Source organism: Bacillus sp. FCW2 (assembly GCF_021228595.1).
Taxonomy (GTDB): Bacteria; Bacillota; Bacilli; order Bacillales; family Bacillaceae; genus Bacillus; species Bacillus velezensis.
Window position 1 is genome coordinate 2,222,491 of sequence record NZ_CP089436.1, and the last position, 15,307, is coordinate 2,237,797.

A 15,307-nucleotide genomic window follows, 5' to 3' on the forward strand; every position below is an offset into this window, starting at 1 on the left:
CTCTTACCAATAGGTAATACTAAAAAAGAAGAGAATAAAGCCCTATTTATTAAGCGCTAAAAAAATAATGCTGAGGTAGTTTGGTTTGATATAAAGACGTCATCGCCACAAACGGAGAAAGTCTGTAAGCGCAATGTTCCGGAGCAAGCCGGCAAAATTGACATTCAGCAAAGAGAGGAGGACAATAAAAGCAGAAAGGCGGGATTCATATGTTTAAAAAAATTCTTGCAGCAGTAGACGGTTCAGACATGAGCAGCAAAGCTTTGGACGCAGCGATCCATCTGGCGAAAGAACAGCAGGCTGAACTCACCATTCTCTATGCGGGACGTGAAGCCGTTGTCTCCACATCAGCCTTAACAGGGATTGTCTATGTTCCGGAAAACTTCATTGAAGACATCAAACATGAAGTCGAGCAAAAAGGAGCGGCCATTCTGGAAGAGGCCAAGCAGAAAGCGGCTGAAAGCGGGGTAAACGCGGAAAGCCTGTACGTCCAAGGCGAACCTGCGCATCAAATTTTAAACATAGCGAAAGAACAGCATTTCAATCTGATTGTCGTCGGAAGCCGCGGAATCAGCGGATTTAAAGAAATGATGCTCGGAAGCGTGAGCCATAAGGTCTCACAATTGTCTCCTTGTCCTGTACTGATCGTTCATTAAACGGAAGACCCTGCTGATGCGGGGTTTTTTTAATGAGAAAAGACCGCCGTCTTTCGAAAAATAGGATGAAATCTTCCTCTGAATCAAGTAAAATGGCTGTTAGTATTTGTCTGAATAAACAGTCAATGATATGGGGGAAGCAAATCAATGCAAGCTGAACAAACATCAAATGCCGTCATCAAAATGGTCATTTCCATGGTCATTTTCGGATCAATCGGCTTTTTCTCGGAACATACGAATGTGCCTTCAATTGAACTGGTCTTTGTGAGATGTCTGTGCGCCTCATTGTTTCTGGGCGTTTGCTGGTTTGGTTCCGGACGGTACCGCACCGAACAATGGAACCGGCGTGAGGTGCTGCAGACACTGGCCTGCGGATTTTTTCTCGTGCTGAACTGGGTGTTTTTATTTAAATCATTTGAGGAGACATCAGTGACGATAGCGATTTCCGTTTATCATCTGGCTCCGGTTCTCGTCCTTCTTCTAGGGAGCCTTATATACCGGGAGAAACTGCATATTGTGTCCGTCACTTCCATCGTGATTTGTTTTCTGGGCACCGCCCTGATTTCCGGCATCAACGGAAGTACATCATTTTCTCAGCTGATGGGATCGGGTATTATTTGGGCCGTGCTGGCCGCCCTTTTTTATGCTTTTACGACACTGGCCGGGAAAGGCATCAACAGCCTCAGCCCATACGCCGTCACCTGTTTGCAGACCGGATTGGGCGTCATCATTCTTCTTCCGTTCGTCCGTTTCGGCGCTTTTTCTGATTTGTCGCATGTGAACTGGATCATGATTGTGTCGACCGGCATCATTCATACGGGAATTGTGTATTTGCTCTTTTTTGACAGCTTGCGGTTTTTATCCACCCGGTTTATTTCAATCATCGTATTTCTTGATCCGGCGGTGGCGATTGTGCTTGACACCGTATTTACGGGATTTCGCCCCGACCTTTATCAATCTTTGGGGATTGTATTGATTTTTGCGGGAATGGCGCTGTCCCTGATTCGAAAGCAAAAAGCCGTGCCGGCGGAAACTCAGGCAGACAGCACCCGTATATAGGCGGCCGTACCGACTGCTTTTTTTATTTTGGGGCTATTTAGCCATAACGAAAAAGCAGACAAACAGATCATGGAAAAAGAGGATAGTGATTGTATAATACTTCTTGTGTTTACAATTTAAGAGATTAAAGGAGTGAAGGGCATGATAAACAAGACGCGTCATCTCGCTTTCTTGGCTGCGCTCGGCTTTGCGCTTTGTCTGGCCATCGTATGTTCCGTATCAAAGCAGGCAGAAGCGGCAGCGGCTTATCCGGATGTGATGCAGGGACTTACCGGGTTCGCGGGAAATGCGAAGGATCATAACGGAAAAGCAAAATCCGCCGTATCGGGAGGCCAGGGCGGCCCCGTCGTCTACGTCAGCAATCTCAATGATTTGAAAAACAATGCGGGCGGAACGGATCGCAAAACCATCGTCATCACAAGTGATATTTCTTCCCCGGGTAAAGCCGTTGTGACAGTCGGCGCCAATAAAACCATCGTCGGCTCTTATACCAGCCACAGGCTGACCAACATCTATCTGACCACCGGCTCCGGCTCAAACAATGTGATTTTCAAAAATCTCATTATCAGCCATAGTGCCGCCATTACGGGCAACAACGACATTCCGATGTACATAGCGAACGGACAGAATTACTGGATTGACCACGTGTGGTTTGAAGGACACAGCTACAATCCGAACAGCCACAGCGATTTGGGAAAGCTTCTGTATGTCGGCGCCAAAGCGGATTTTGTGACGCTGTCTAACTCTAAATTCACAGACCATCTGTACGGCCTGATTCTCGGTTATCCGAATGATGATAACGAAGGGCGCAATTATATCGGCTATCCACATATGACGATCACCAACAACTATTTTAATAACGTCTATGTGCGTTCACCGGGCCTGATGAGATACGGCTATTTTCATGCGAAAAACAACTATGTGACCAATTTCAATTTAGGATTCACCATTCATACAAACGCGACTGTCTTCTCAGAAGCCAACTATTTCGGTAACGGAAATGAAAAAGGCGGAATGATAGACGACTACGGGACCGCCCAATTCACTGACACCGGTTCATTCCCGTCGCTCAAAGCCCCGAAATCACCGCGCACCGGCTGGAATCCGAGATCAAATTACAGCTATGGCACCCTTTCAGCCCAGGACGCCAAAAACTTCGCCCAATCCTACGCGGGAGCGCAAAATACAAATCTCCGCTATCCATAATACGAAAAACCGCCGGCAGCCGGCGGTTTTTTTATATGAATAAAAGGTTCAAAATACCTATAATCCTTAAAATAACCTTAAATACCTAGGAAAATATTGATAAACAATTTCAATAATATTACTATTGTTAAGCCTATATTACAAAAGAAGGAGGAGAACCTATGAAAATAGGAAAAAAGAACAAGTGGAAAAAATGGCTGGCCGGCACTCTTGCGGCAACGCTTATGATTTCCATTGCGCCTGCCGATGTATTTGCGGTAGAAACGCGTGATAAACAAGATCAAGCGAAAACCGCCGACATTCCGGCAGCAGACCCGGAAAAAGATCTTCCGTCGGAAAAAGCATCTGAGCAGATGCCTTTTGATCAAAAAGATATCAATCAAGACGGTGAGATCACGTCTGAAAGAACTGAGAATTCAAAGCTTTACTATGAAGGCGAGGGTGTGTACAAACAGGAAATCTACACAGACCCCATTCATACGAAAGAAACCGCCAATGCGGACTGGGAAGACGTTTCTCCTGAATTGAAAACCGGCTCAAAGGAAGTCGGAACGGAAAATACAGTGCTGAACTCCGATTTTCTGAAGCAAATGAAAAACGGATTATACGCTACATTTGAACACGATGATCATAAGCTCACATACTCATTAACCGGCGCAAAAGGCCCCGATCAGGCTGCAATTACTCCGACAGATGCCTCAGCAAAAGTAAGGGAAGACAGCAACGAGCTTACGTATCAGCAAGTGTTTCCTGCAATTGATTTACAAACCTACACATTTAACGAAAACATAAAAGAAGACCTTGTGCTTCACAAATATGAAGGCTACAATTCCTTCACCTTTCAAATCAAAACCGACCTGCAGGCTAAAGAACAGGAAGACGGCTCGATCGCGTTTTCTGATGATAAAGACAATGTCGTCTACACCGTGCCGAAGCCCTTTATGACCGACTCAGATCTCGACGAAAAGTCAGGTGAGGTCAGCAGGTCAGAAGATGTCAGCTTCAAACTTGAAAAAAACAGCGAAGGCTACTTGCTCCATGTAACGGCCGATGAAAAATGGCTGAAAGATCCCAAGCGGGTTTATCCGGTATCTATTGACCCTTCAACATCAGTATCTGTGTCATCCGATACCTTTGTCATGAGCGCGTACCCGACGACAAACTACTCTGCCGCATCGCAGAAATGGGATGCCGGATTGAAAGCGTACGTGCTGAAAACTGGATATTATGACGGCACAACCGGAACGAACTACGCTTTTATGAAGTTTGATAATCTAAAGCCGATCAAAAACATGACGGTGACGAAAGCGACGCTTACAGCGTACACAGCCCACTCCTATTACGGGTCAAAAGCGACGGGGCTTTGGCTCGACACCGTTAACAGCAATTACGACAATGCCAAGATTACGTGGAAGAACAAGCCGGGCTCCAAAAACATCGGCAAAGCCGAGGTCTATAAAGGCCAATGGGCAAGCTTCGATGTCACCTCCGCAGTCAAGTCGTGGAATAGCGGCGGCGCCAATTACGGCTTTAAGCTTCACGCAAACGGCAACGGAAAAGAATATTGGAAGAAGCTGATGTCATCAGCAAACTCTGCTAAAAAACCATACATTGAAGTGACATACACGATTCCGAAGGCGGACACGCCGTCTGTCAAAGCGTATCATAACGGAGATTCGACAGGATTTTTCAATATCAGCTGGAAAAAAGCTGAAGGCGCCAAAAGCTATAAAGTGTGGCTTTATAACGGGAAAGAATATCAAGCCATTCCGGTCGGCAATGCAACCTCTTGGAGCACAAGAGGGAAAAAGATTTGGCCGACAAAAGCGGAAATCGACTCCGGCAAATATAAGCTGCATGCAGACGGAAAAGGCGGAAGTGAATTAGCGCTTAATCCTTCGCCGGTCTATAAAAACGCCGGCGGCAGCTATCCGGCAAGTAAAAATTACTGGGTCGCGGTCAGCGCGGTGTTTGACCAGGGAGAAGGCGCCATGTCTGCGGCCGCCAAGCCCGTCATTCCGAATATTGGCAGAGTTCAGAAACCAAGTACGAAAGGCTTTAATAACAACAACGCCACAGGCTGGTTTGATCTTTCCTGGAAAGCCGTGTCAGGCGCAGCCGGGTATAAAATGCAAGTCTTTAACGGCAAAAGCTTTGAAACGCTTGACCTCGGAAATAAAACATCCTGGTCCACAAAAGATCAAAATATCTGGCCGACAAAGGCGGAAATCAGCGCCGGAAAATATGCGCTTCACCTGAAAGACAAAAAAGGCGCGGAATTGCCGATCAACCCGGGCTCTGTTTATAAAAACGCCGGCGGAGATGCGAACCGGAAAACCTACGGATTTAAAGTCATTGCCTATAACAAAGACGGAGAAGCGATCGCCTCACCGGAAGCGAGTCCGGCGCTGCCTGATATCGCAAAGCCGAAAAACCTGACAGGCTACGTCTATACGAACACGAAATCCAGCCAAACGGGTTATGTCAATCTCATATGGGATAAGGTGAAAAACGCGAAAGGCTACAAAATCAACATCTACAACGGAAAAGACTATCAATCATTCGATGTCGGTGATACCGATCATTGGACGACCCAAAACAAACACATCTGGCCTTCAGCCGATGAAGTGAAAGCGGGAAGATTCCAGCTTCACACGGACGGAAAGGGCGGCGAACTGGCGCTTGACCCTTCACCTGTTTACGAAAACGCAAACGGCAATTACAAAGGGAAGAAGAACTATTCCTTTACGCTGACCGCCTATGACGCAAACGGTGACAGCATACCGACGGCACCTTTTAACCCTGTTTTCCATGAAGGGGCGGAATTCCTCGGAACGGAAGAATTCTGGTCCATTATTGACATTCCGGACGGACAGCTGAACGGCGCAACGGGAAATGTCATCGTCAATGAAGAAGATATGTCAATCGACGGACGCGGACCGGGGCTCGGACTCTCCCGGACCTTCAACAGCCTTGACAGCTCTGACCATATGTTCGGCCAAGGCTGGTATGCCGATGCGGAAACGTCGATTCTTTCTGAAGACGGCAGAGCCGTTTATATTGATGAGGACGCGACAACACATATCTTCACGAAAAAATCTGACGGCACGTATCAGCCGCCGACGGGTGTTTATCTCGAACTGACGGAAACAAGCGATCAATTTGTATTAAAAACAAAAGATCAGACGAACGCTTATTTCAGCAAAAAAGGCGGAAAGCTCCAAAAAATCGTTGACGGACACAACAACACAACCGTATACGAGTATAACGACAGCAATCAGCTGACCGCCATAACAGACGCATCAGGGCGCAAGCTGACATTTACCTATGATGAAAACGGCCATGTCACATCTCTTACAGCGCCGAAAAACAAAAAGATTTCGTATTCATATGACAAAGACCTTCTTAAAAAGGTGACGGATACTGACGGCAGCGTCACAAGCTATGACTACGATGACGAGGGGCGCCTCGTCAAGCAGTATTCTGCAAACAGCACGGATGACAAACCGCTGTTCACTGAATACCAATATAGCGGCCACCGCCTGACCAAAGCCGTCAATGCGAAAAAAGAAACGTACGACTACAGCTATGACGCGGACAAAAAAACGCTGCTCATGACGCAGCCGAACGGCCGCAAAGTGCAGTACGGCTATAATGAGGCGGGCAACCCGATTCAGATGATCGATGATGCCGAAGGGCTGAAAATCACGACCAACACTGTATACGAAGGCAACAACGTCATTCAGGACACCGATCCGAACGACGCGGATGCGGGCAAAGCGACAGAAAGCTATCAATATGATAAAGACGGCAACGTCACAGCCGTAAAAGACAACTACGGCACCGAAACGTATCAGTACAACAAAAACAATGACGTAACGAAAATGAAGGACACCGAGGGGAACGTCACTGATATTGCGTACGACGGACTTGATGCCGTTTCTGAGACGGATCAAAGCGGAAAATCCTCATCCGCCGCCGTGTATGACAAGTATGGAAATCTCATTCAATCAAGCAAAGAGCTGGCAGCTTCGGCAAGCCTGCTGAAAGACGGCAGCTTTGAAGGAACAAAGCTGGGCTGGAATCTCACCGCTACGAGAGACAGCGGAAGTATTGCATCTGTAAAAGCAAGAAGCGGCGCGCTGTCCGGACAAAAAGCACTGGAGATCTCCTCACAATCCGCTTCAGCCGGAACAGAGCACGGCCATGCGTCCGCAACGCAGGAAGTGCAGCTTGAGCCGAATACGACGTATACACTCAGCGGCCAGATCAAAACGGATCTGACAAAGGCAAGAGCGTATTTCAACATTGATCTGCGTGACAAAGACCAAAAACGCATTCAATGGATTCACAATGAATCAGGCGCATTAGCCGGAAAGAATGACTGGACGAAACGGCAGATCACCTTTACAACACCGGCCAATGCAGGAAAAGCCATCGTCTATATGGAAGTGGACCATAACGACAAGGACGGCAAAGGAAAAGCGTGGTTTGATCAGGTTCAGCTGGAAAAAGGCGAAGTCTCTTCAAGCTATAACCCGGTGCAAAACAGCAGTTTCACGGCTAAAGCAGACGGCTGGAGCACAAGCGGAGCCGCCGCTGACCTTGATGAAGGCTTCGATGATGACAGCTCATTAAAAGCGTCCCGCACAAATGCATCACAAGCCAATGCGGCCGCAAAACAAACCGTCACATTAGACCAAAGCGCGGACGATAAGCCGGTATATATCACGCTGACAGGGATGTCCAAGGCTGACGGTGTAAAATTAACGAACGACAATGATTACGCTCTTCAGGCCGGCGTGACTTATGCGGACGGAACGACGGGCGTCTACACCGCCAAATTCCCGCAGGGGACCCAAGAATGGAACCGGGCAGCGGCAGTCATTCCGAAAACAAAGCCGATCAATAAAATCGAAATCAGCATTCTGTTCCAAAAAAGCGCCACAGGAACGGCGTGGTTTGATGATATCCGTTTAATCGAAGGAAGCATCCTGACGAAAAACACCTATGACGAAAAAGGAAACTACGTCACAAAAGAAGAAGACGAACTAGGTTATGCAAGCACTGCTTCATATGACGAGACTGGCAAGAAAACATCTGAAACCGACGCGAAAGGCGAAACAACCGCCTACGAATACGATCAGGGCGACCAGCTGACAAAGCTGACCCTGTCAAACGGCACATCCATCCTTCACAGCTATGACAAGGAAGGAAATGAGCTGACAAAAACGATTCGGGCCGACGCAGATCAGACCTATCAATATGAATATGACGTCATGGGCAAGCTCGTCAAAACAACCGACCCGCTCGGCAATGTACTGAAGAGTGAATATGACGCCAACAGCAACTTGACGAAAACCGTTTCCGCCAACGGCAATGAAGTGTCGCTGACCTATGACGGCACCGATCGGGTTAAGTCAAAAGCGTATAACGGCACTGAAAAATATAACTTTACCTATGACAAAAACGGCAATGAAACGTCTGTCACAAACAAAGAACAAAATACAACGAAAAAACGCACCTTTGACAACAAAAACCGCCTGACCGAATTAACCGACCGCGGCGGCAGCCAAAGCTGGACGTATCCGGCTGATTCGGATAAGCTGAAAACTTTCTCATGGAGCCACGGCGGCCAAAAAGGAACAAACAGCTTTACGTACAACAAACTTGATCAAATGATTGAAATGAAAGACGGCACTTCAGCCTATACATTTGATTATGATGAAAACGGCAATGTCCAGACATTCATCAGCGGCAATGAAGTCGGCACGAGTTTTTCATATGATGAGCGGAATCTCGTCAGCTCTCTTCATATCGGAACGAAAAACGGCGGCAGCATCTTCCGGGAAAGCTATGAATATGACGCCAACGGCAACCGCACGGTCATCGACAGCTCAGCGGGCGGAAAGGTGCAGTACGAATACGGCAAGCTCAACCAGCTCGTCAAAGAAACACATGAAGACGGCACCGTCATTCAATATACGTACGACGGCTTCGGCAACCGGACAAACGTCACCGCCACAAAGGACGGCGCAAGCAAATCAGTCAACGCATCCTTCAACATCATGAACCAGCTGACGAAGGTGAATGACGAAGACCTGTCCTATGATAAAAACGGCAACCGCACATCGGACGGCAAATACACATATACGTGGGACGCAGAAGACAACCTGACCGCCGTCACGAAAAAAGGCGAAGACAAGCCGTTCGCAACATACAAATACGATGAAAAAGGAAACAGAATCCAAAAAACCGTCAACGGAAAAGTTACGAACTACTTCTACGACGGAGACAGCCTGAACGTCCTGTATGAAACAGACGCCGACAACAACGTCACAAAATCATACACGTACGGTGAGAGCGGCCAGCTGTTATCCTATACAGAGAACGGCAAGAAATATTTCTATCACTACAACGCACACGGCGACGTTATCGCCATCTCAGACAGCACCGGAAAAACCGTTGCCAAATATCAGTACGATGCATGGGGAAATCCGACAAAAACCGAAGCAAGCGACGAAGTAAAAGACAACCGCTACCGCTACGCAGGCTACCAATACGACGAAGAAACCGGCCTGTACTATCTCATGGCCCGCTACTACGAACCAAGAAACGGTGTATTCTTATCACTAGACCCAGACCCGGGCAGTGATGGGGATTCATTGGATCAGAATGGATATACTTATGGAAATAATAACCCAGTGATGAATGTTGATCCGGACGGGCATTGGGTGTGGCTTGTGGTAAATGCCGGATTTGCAGCCTATGATGGGTATAAGGCATATAAATCAGGTAAAGGGTGGAAAGGTGCTGCTTGGGCAGCTGCTTCTAACTTTGGGCCCGGGAAAGTGTATAAAAGTGCTAAGAAGGCTTTAGGATTTGCGAAGGCCGCCAAGAAGTATTTAAAACCTGGTAAATACGCTAGAAGGTCAATTCCTGCAAGAAGTACAAGTAGCAGGTTAAATAAAAAGGAAAGAAGAGTATTAAACAAAATTGGGAATAAATATGGCTGTCATACTTGTGGTAGAAGGCACCCTGGAACTAAAAGCAGAAATTGGATTGCAGATCACCAACCAGTATCAAAATTAAGGAAGAAAGGCCAGCGACAAAGGCTATATCCTCATTGTCAAACTTGTTCACGAAAACAAGGAGGATATACTAGTGCTATTCTAAGAAAAAGACATCAACGGAGGTGAGGCTGTTGGGTGGAAAAAAAGAAGCCATTCTCGCATTGCTTAACGATTCATTCAATAAGGAAGAGTTTCCGTTTCTTGATAATGAGAATTTTGACTTCGCAAAAGGGAAGCTTTCGATTTTTATTGAAAGAGATAACTGGCTTTTAACGTTTCAGCTGTTTGGATTGTCGAGATTGGGACCAGCTATTGATTTTTATTCGGTAGGTAATCAATTAACAAATAATGAAGTAAGTTTTTTAGATGATGAACCGTTTTTATTTGCAGATGAAAAAGGAAATTTTCTGGAATTGGAAGATGTAGAATCGGGTTTTACAAGTAAACAAATCAATGTGTCTCTTAGAGAGAAAACATTTCAATTTTTTATTGAGCAGGAAATAAAAGATAAGATTTCCCCAAAGAATGAATGGATTACATGTTTGAGGCATATGACCAAAAATAGATTATTTCTTGACACACTTTGGCTGACGAAACAAGAACAACTGGAAATAGCGGGTCTCTCTTCGGAGTATGAACAATTGTATTCAACAGAATTATGGATGCATCCAGAAGGAGAAAAAGATTTGCCTAGTTTGTCTCCTTTCTTTCAATCAATTGCCGAAGCAATTTCCCGTCAAGAGATAGCATATATTCAAAAACATGCTGATGGTAACACAGAGTGGCCAAAATGGGCACACACAGATTCTGTTCAATACTTTTGAAGATATTATAGACATGCAGTAATTGGAAATAATCCGTTATATATTAAATAAATTATTATGTGGAAGATAAAATATAAAAATAATTTAATAAGGAGAATGAATTTTGATTAAAAGTAAAGAAATTCTTAGCCTATTAGATGATGAATTTAGTGAATTAAACCGACCAATTTTTGAATGGCGTGAATCTAATTATGTTGGGAGTAAATGTACCTTATTAAGATTAAATGATGACAATTGGTTACTGGCAATTCATTGCTTCGAAGTAGATTCTAAAGGACCTTTTCTGGCTATTCATACCTATAGTAACTGTTTTTCAGACAACTACAAATCGATAATAATTGATGACTTCGCCTTAAAGACTGAAGCAGGTGAGAAAATAACATATCGTGAAAGTGATTTTCAACAATTAAGCGAAGTAGTGGAAATTGAAATTAAAGAGTCTCGTTATTGCGTAAATATTCACCAAAGAAATGAATTCCAAAAGAGTACAAAAGAAAGGGCTTGGAAAACTTATTTCAGGAATTTGTTTGAGGATGCTTCTTTTAGAGAGGCGCTTTGGATAAAGCCAAACAAACTATTAAATATACTGGATCTAAAAAGCGAAGCAGAAGGAGTGTTCGAAACAGAGGATTGGGAATATCCTGATTACCTAACAGATCCAAGCCAATTAATTTCTTTTCAATCATTTGCGCAATATCTTGAAAAAGGCGCAGGTTCAGTTGATCTAGGTGAAGTAAATAACAACTGGAGGGAGTGGGAGGATTACGATATAGAGTGAGTTGATGAAGGAACCCTTTTTTAACCTCTGCGCTTACAGAATTCAAACACGATATTATTCAGGATATGAGCGGTATGAAATAGAAAAGAAAGAAGGCCGTTCTATTGGGTTATTGGGAAGAAGAATATAAAAACAAGAAAGTGTTATTGAGTGATGAAGGCTTAGATATATGTTTTGATGCGGTAGAAAAATTTTGTGAACGATATAAGAGGGATCTGGATAGAGAACCGATATTAGAAGAATTCTTAGCAACTTTAGTTACCGTTATGAATACAAATGGAGATTCTTCTTTCACGGAGTTAGTTGATAAGCGAATAGTAGAAATAAAGGCAACGACCAGGAAAGCGAAATCAATAGCTAAAGTAGTACCGGGAGCTGTTATTAAATACCTTTGGATAAGATCGGGAAGTATACTTATGCTTGGGTTATTGAAGGTGATCTATCAAAAAATAAAGACGATGACATTCTTATTCAGTACTATAATATTTTTACTGAAAATACTCTGAGAAGAAGTTATTCGTCTAATGAAAGAAGAAAATAAGAAAATATTTGCGGCAAATACCGGGTATACAGGTTTTCTTCAAGGGGATTGGACAGTAATATCCAAGATGCCTCAAGAGATAATAGAGAAAAACAGTAATTCTCAACTAAAATTTGTTTTATATGAAGACGGTAAATATCTCATAAGTGAAGGCGATTCATTTGCATCAGAAGATGAATTAGCAGAGGCAGATGAGAAAACAGGCAAGAACATCACTAACCCATTGGGTATATTTGGACATTCATCTGTAGAATCTATTCTCTATAAATATTTTGAAGGGATGACAATGGAGGAAATCATAAAGTATGAATTGTAAAAGACAGATTTCTTACATTCGCTTGTACAGATACTGACAGTAGTAAATGTTTTGAGTTCTGAACGAGGTGTAATATGAAAAAAATCAACCTGAATTCTATTACACAGAAAGAGATCTTACAAATAGAAAAACAATTTGAACGAATAGCATTAAATAAAATAAGAAACAATCAAGAAAAGTTTAGAAAAATGGGTTTGAAAATTGAAGCTGCTTTTGGAAGAGTCGGACACGAAAAAGAAATAGGAAAAGAAGTACGGCCCTCAGATTGTTTTGAGAGTACCTATAATTCATTGATATTTTTTTCTGCAGCTTATTTGGACGGCACCGACTTTCACGATAATGAAGACGGCTATTGTGTAGACCACTTAGATATATGGGTTTGTGAAAAAAAGTTGTTTTCAGGTAAAGCTGGATATTTATCAGATCTAGAAAGTGATGAAGAAATCGCAAAAGAAATTCAAAACAAGATAAATGAATTGTACTTAGAAGCGGCAGAAATGATTGAAATGTTAAATGAATCCTAGTCTATTAATGTAAGAGAGGTTCTCAGCCTCTCTTTTCACCCAAAACGAGGAGGCAGCATGGCTAAAATTAGAGATGATTGTCTGGAACTTGACATAACACCGAGAAGGTATCAAGAGGCGGAGGATGATCCTTTTATCTCAACAATGTTTGAACTGTTAGAACATAATAAAGTAATCGCTCGCGATTACTCCGCCGCTTTATTAGAAAGTGAATATAAAATGCTGATATCAGGGATTGAAGCATTATTAGCAGGGAATCAAGATAGGATACGTTTAGAAACAATTGAACCATTTTTTTTTTGAGTATTGATAAAGAAAACGAATATTACAGATTTATAATTAGATTTGTGGAAAATCATTCAAATACAACTTTCTATAAATTGAACTGTAATGAAGAAAAGCTAGAATTTTTCGTGAAGACTTTAAAATCAGATCTCAAAGACACAAAAAATCCTCCAAAACGTCCTTAGGGAGATAAACAATGTACAAAACAATAATTGATTGGGTTGATTATATAGATGAGGGGTGCGCTGTCCTTCATTTTGATTTTAATGTGTTTAAAAAAGAACTTTCACTTGATATTAAGGTTTTTGAAAAAGAAAGTGAATATACACATAAAATATTATTTCAAAATGTAGCATCTGTTTATTTTAGCGCAGATATTGGCGATATGAGATTAGAAAAAATAGATCCCGAAGAATACAATTGGCAAGTATTTGAGATGAGTTACCACCCGGAAGGAATCGGAAATCTATCAAATGCTGTAATTCCGGAGTATCAATCAAATGCTAATTTTCTCATTGACATGAACAGAATGCTGATTGCTGTAGAAGCTGAAACAGTTCGCTTTGATGATCAATCATTTTATGCGTATCATTCGAAATCATAAATAAACAAATAAGAGAGGTTCCCAGCCTCTCTTTTCTTACATAACGAAATCGTTCGCGGAGGTAAACATGAGCAGCCCTTTAAATATACAAAAAGAATCATTGAAGGCTATAGGGAATCTGGATGTGATTAATCCGCTGAAATACAACTCGATATATTCATGTGATCTAGTGAGTAAAGATACTTTTTCTCAATTAATGAATGACTTAGAATTCGAGACCGTTCTGATAGAAGTTATGGCAACACCTTCTTTTATTGAAGAATGGAAGAAGAAGGTTGAAAAGAAAATGATACATATGAATACTGTATCGAAAAAGTTCATTCATATTGAATGTGTCCTAACCAAAGAAGAATTGATGGCAGATTACTTATTAGATGAATTATATTTTTTAGCATCGATCAATGATTTTGTTGTTATAATAGCAAACCCTGCCAACAATAAGTCCTATATGAACCTGAACACTCAAAAGGTTGATGTAACTACTGAAAATAATGAAAAAATCATTTGGTTTGAATACGATGCGGCAGATTTATATATCATTGATTAATTTAATATAAATTCCAGATTCCTAATCAACGGAGTGTTGCTGATGTTGGAACTTACCGCGGAGCGTGTTGGGTCATATGAAAGGGAAAATATCATTTATTTCAATGCGGGTCGGGATGATCAGGTATTTATTGTGTCGGTGCATGATCACAAAGTAATATTGGAGGTTATGAAAGGCAGCTCTCTTTTAATCAAAAAAGAGTTACGCGGATTTTCTGAAGATGCCCATTTCTATCTGATTGATTCGTATGATAACACCATCGTGATCGTTTACCTGGAAAATCATACGTGTCAATTGGCAACATACTGCATAAACAGTAATAAAATCAATCCGATTTGTTCTTTTCTATTAAGCGCCAATGTATTTCATCTGGGTGAGGATGGATTGTTATGGATCGGATTAACGGACGAGGGTATGTATGATGAAAGAAACCCTCAAGGGAAAGCGATATTTGCTTTTCATGCAGAAGACAGAACGTTTTATTTTGAAGACGATTTTAAAGAAATGATGCATGAATGCTATGCCGTACAATCGATCAAATCCGATTTGTATGTTTGTTTCGAGGGAGAAGATTGCTGTGTCATCGGTCATTATCAGATTGGACGGGACAGAATTCGTACTGTTGCAGAATATGTGCTGGACGGCGATCAATACTCCTATTGTGATCAGCTATCCGTTTCGAAAAAAAGGATGCTTCTAATTCAGAGTCACGAGGATAACCTATTTGCATTTCATCATGAAGAGCACAAAGGCTTATCAGAGACTGACATCATGATACACGGTATTGATAGAACCGAAGAAACAACGTACAGAGCCGTCCAGGACCGCATTTTTATCTTTAGTGATAACGATTTATATCTGGTAAAGTATTGATCAATCCTATGCAGATGGTTT

The 15,307-nt window shown here is 42.8% G+C and carries 12 protein-coding genes and 1 pseudogene; all 13 read left to right on the forward strand.

Features of this window, described 5'->3' with window-relative positions:
• Window positions 1–209 precede the first annotated feature (209 nt).
• The 13 genes and pseudogenes from K3G25_RS11270 to K3G25_RS11330 all read left to right on the forward strand — a co-directional run bounded on the left by K3G25_RS11270 (window position 210) and on the right by K3G25_RS11330 (window position 15,286).
• Window positions 210–656 (forward strand): universal stress protein, encoded by a 447-nt coding sequence (locus K3G25_RS11270; RefSeq protein ID WP_039253283.1) that lies wholly within the window; start codon window positions 210–212, stop codon window positions 654–656.
• 147 nt (window positions 657–803) lie between these two features.
• Window positions 804–1,715, forward strand: a complete 912-nt coding sequence (locus tag K3G25_RS11275; protein ID WP_021494691.1) for a DMT family transporter — start codon at window positions 804–806, stop codon at window positions 1,713–1,715.
• 141 nt (window positions 1,716–1,856) lie between these two features.
• Window positions 1,857–2,921 (forward strand): polysaccharide lyase family 1 protein, encoded by a 1,065-nt coding sequence (locus K3G25_RS11280; protein ID WP_014419260.1) that lies wholly within the window; start codon window positions 1,857–1,859, stop codon window positions 2,919–2,921.
• A 161-nt stretch (window positions 2,922–3,082) separates the two neighbouring features.
• The gene (locus K3G25_RS11285; protein WP_232489305.1) at window positions 3,083–10,120 is read left to right on the forward strand and encodes a DNRLRE domain-containing protein; all 7,038 of its coding nucleotides are present in this window, start codon (window positions 3,083–3,085) and stop codon (window positions 10,118–10,120) included.
• Window positions 10,117–10,818: a DUF7003 family protein gene (locus K3G25_RS11290; protein ID WP_232489306.1), complete on the forward strand. Its 702-nt coding sequence runs from the start codon at window positions 10,117–10,119 to the stop codon at window positions 10,816–10,818. Before K3G25_RS11285 ends, K3G25_RS11290 begins: the two co-directional genes overlap by 4 nt.
• Window positions 10,819–10,921: 103 nt before the next feature.
• On the forward strand, window positions 10,922–11,596 hold the full coding sequence (locus tag K3G25_RS11295; protein WP_017418572.1) for a DUF7003 family protein: 675 nt from the start codon (window positions 10,922–10,924) through the stop codon (window positions 11,594–11,596).
• A gap of 104 nt (window positions 11,597–11,700) precedes the next feature.
• Complete coding sequence (locus K3G25_RS11300; RefSeq protein ID WP_017418573.1) at window positions 11,701–12,102, forward strand: hypothetical protein; 402 nt, start codon at window positions 11,701–11,703, stop codon at window positions 12,100–12,102.
• An 18-nt stretch (window positions 12,103–12,120) separates the two neighbouring features.
• Window positions 12,121–12,453 (forward strand): hypothetical protein, encoded by a 333-nt coding sequence (locus K3G25_RS11305; RefSeq protein WP_017418574.1) that lies wholly within the window; start codon window positions 12,121–12,123, stop codon window positions 12,451–12,453.
• A gap of 74 nt (window positions 12,454–12,527) precedes the next feature.
• Complete coding sequence (locus tag K3G25_RS11310; protein ID WP_017418575.1) at window positions 12,528–12,977, forward strand: hypothetical protein; 450 nt, start codon at window positions 12,528–12,530, stop codon at window positions 12,975–12,977.
• A 57-nt stretch (window positions 12,978–13,034) separates the two neighbouring features.
• Window positions 13,035–13,447 (forward strand): annotated as a pseudogene (locus tag K3G25_RS11315) (hypothetical protein).
• 11 nt (window positions 13,448–13,458) lie between these two features.
• Window positions 13,459–13,866: a YxiG family protein gene (locus K3G25_RS11320; RefSeq protein WP_232489307.1), complete on the forward strand. Its 408-nt coding sequence runs from the start codon at window positions 13,459–13,461 to the stop codon at window positions 13,864–13,866.
• Between the two features lie 67 nt (window positions 13,867–13,933).
• Complete coding sequence (locus tag K3G25_RS11325; RefSeq protein ID WP_100262096.1) at window positions 13,934–14,413, forward strand: hypothetical protein; 480 nt, start codon at window positions 13,934–13,936, stop codon at window positions 14,411–14,413.
• A gap of 42 nt (window positions 14,414–14,455) precedes the next feature.
• A complete protein-coding gene (locus tag K3G25_RS11330) occupies window positions 14,456–15,286 on the forward strand; it encodes a hypothetical protein (RefSeq protein WP_072177495.1) in 831 nt (276 codons plus the stop codon).
• The last annotated feature ends 21 nt before the right edge of the window (window positions 15,287–15,307 follow it).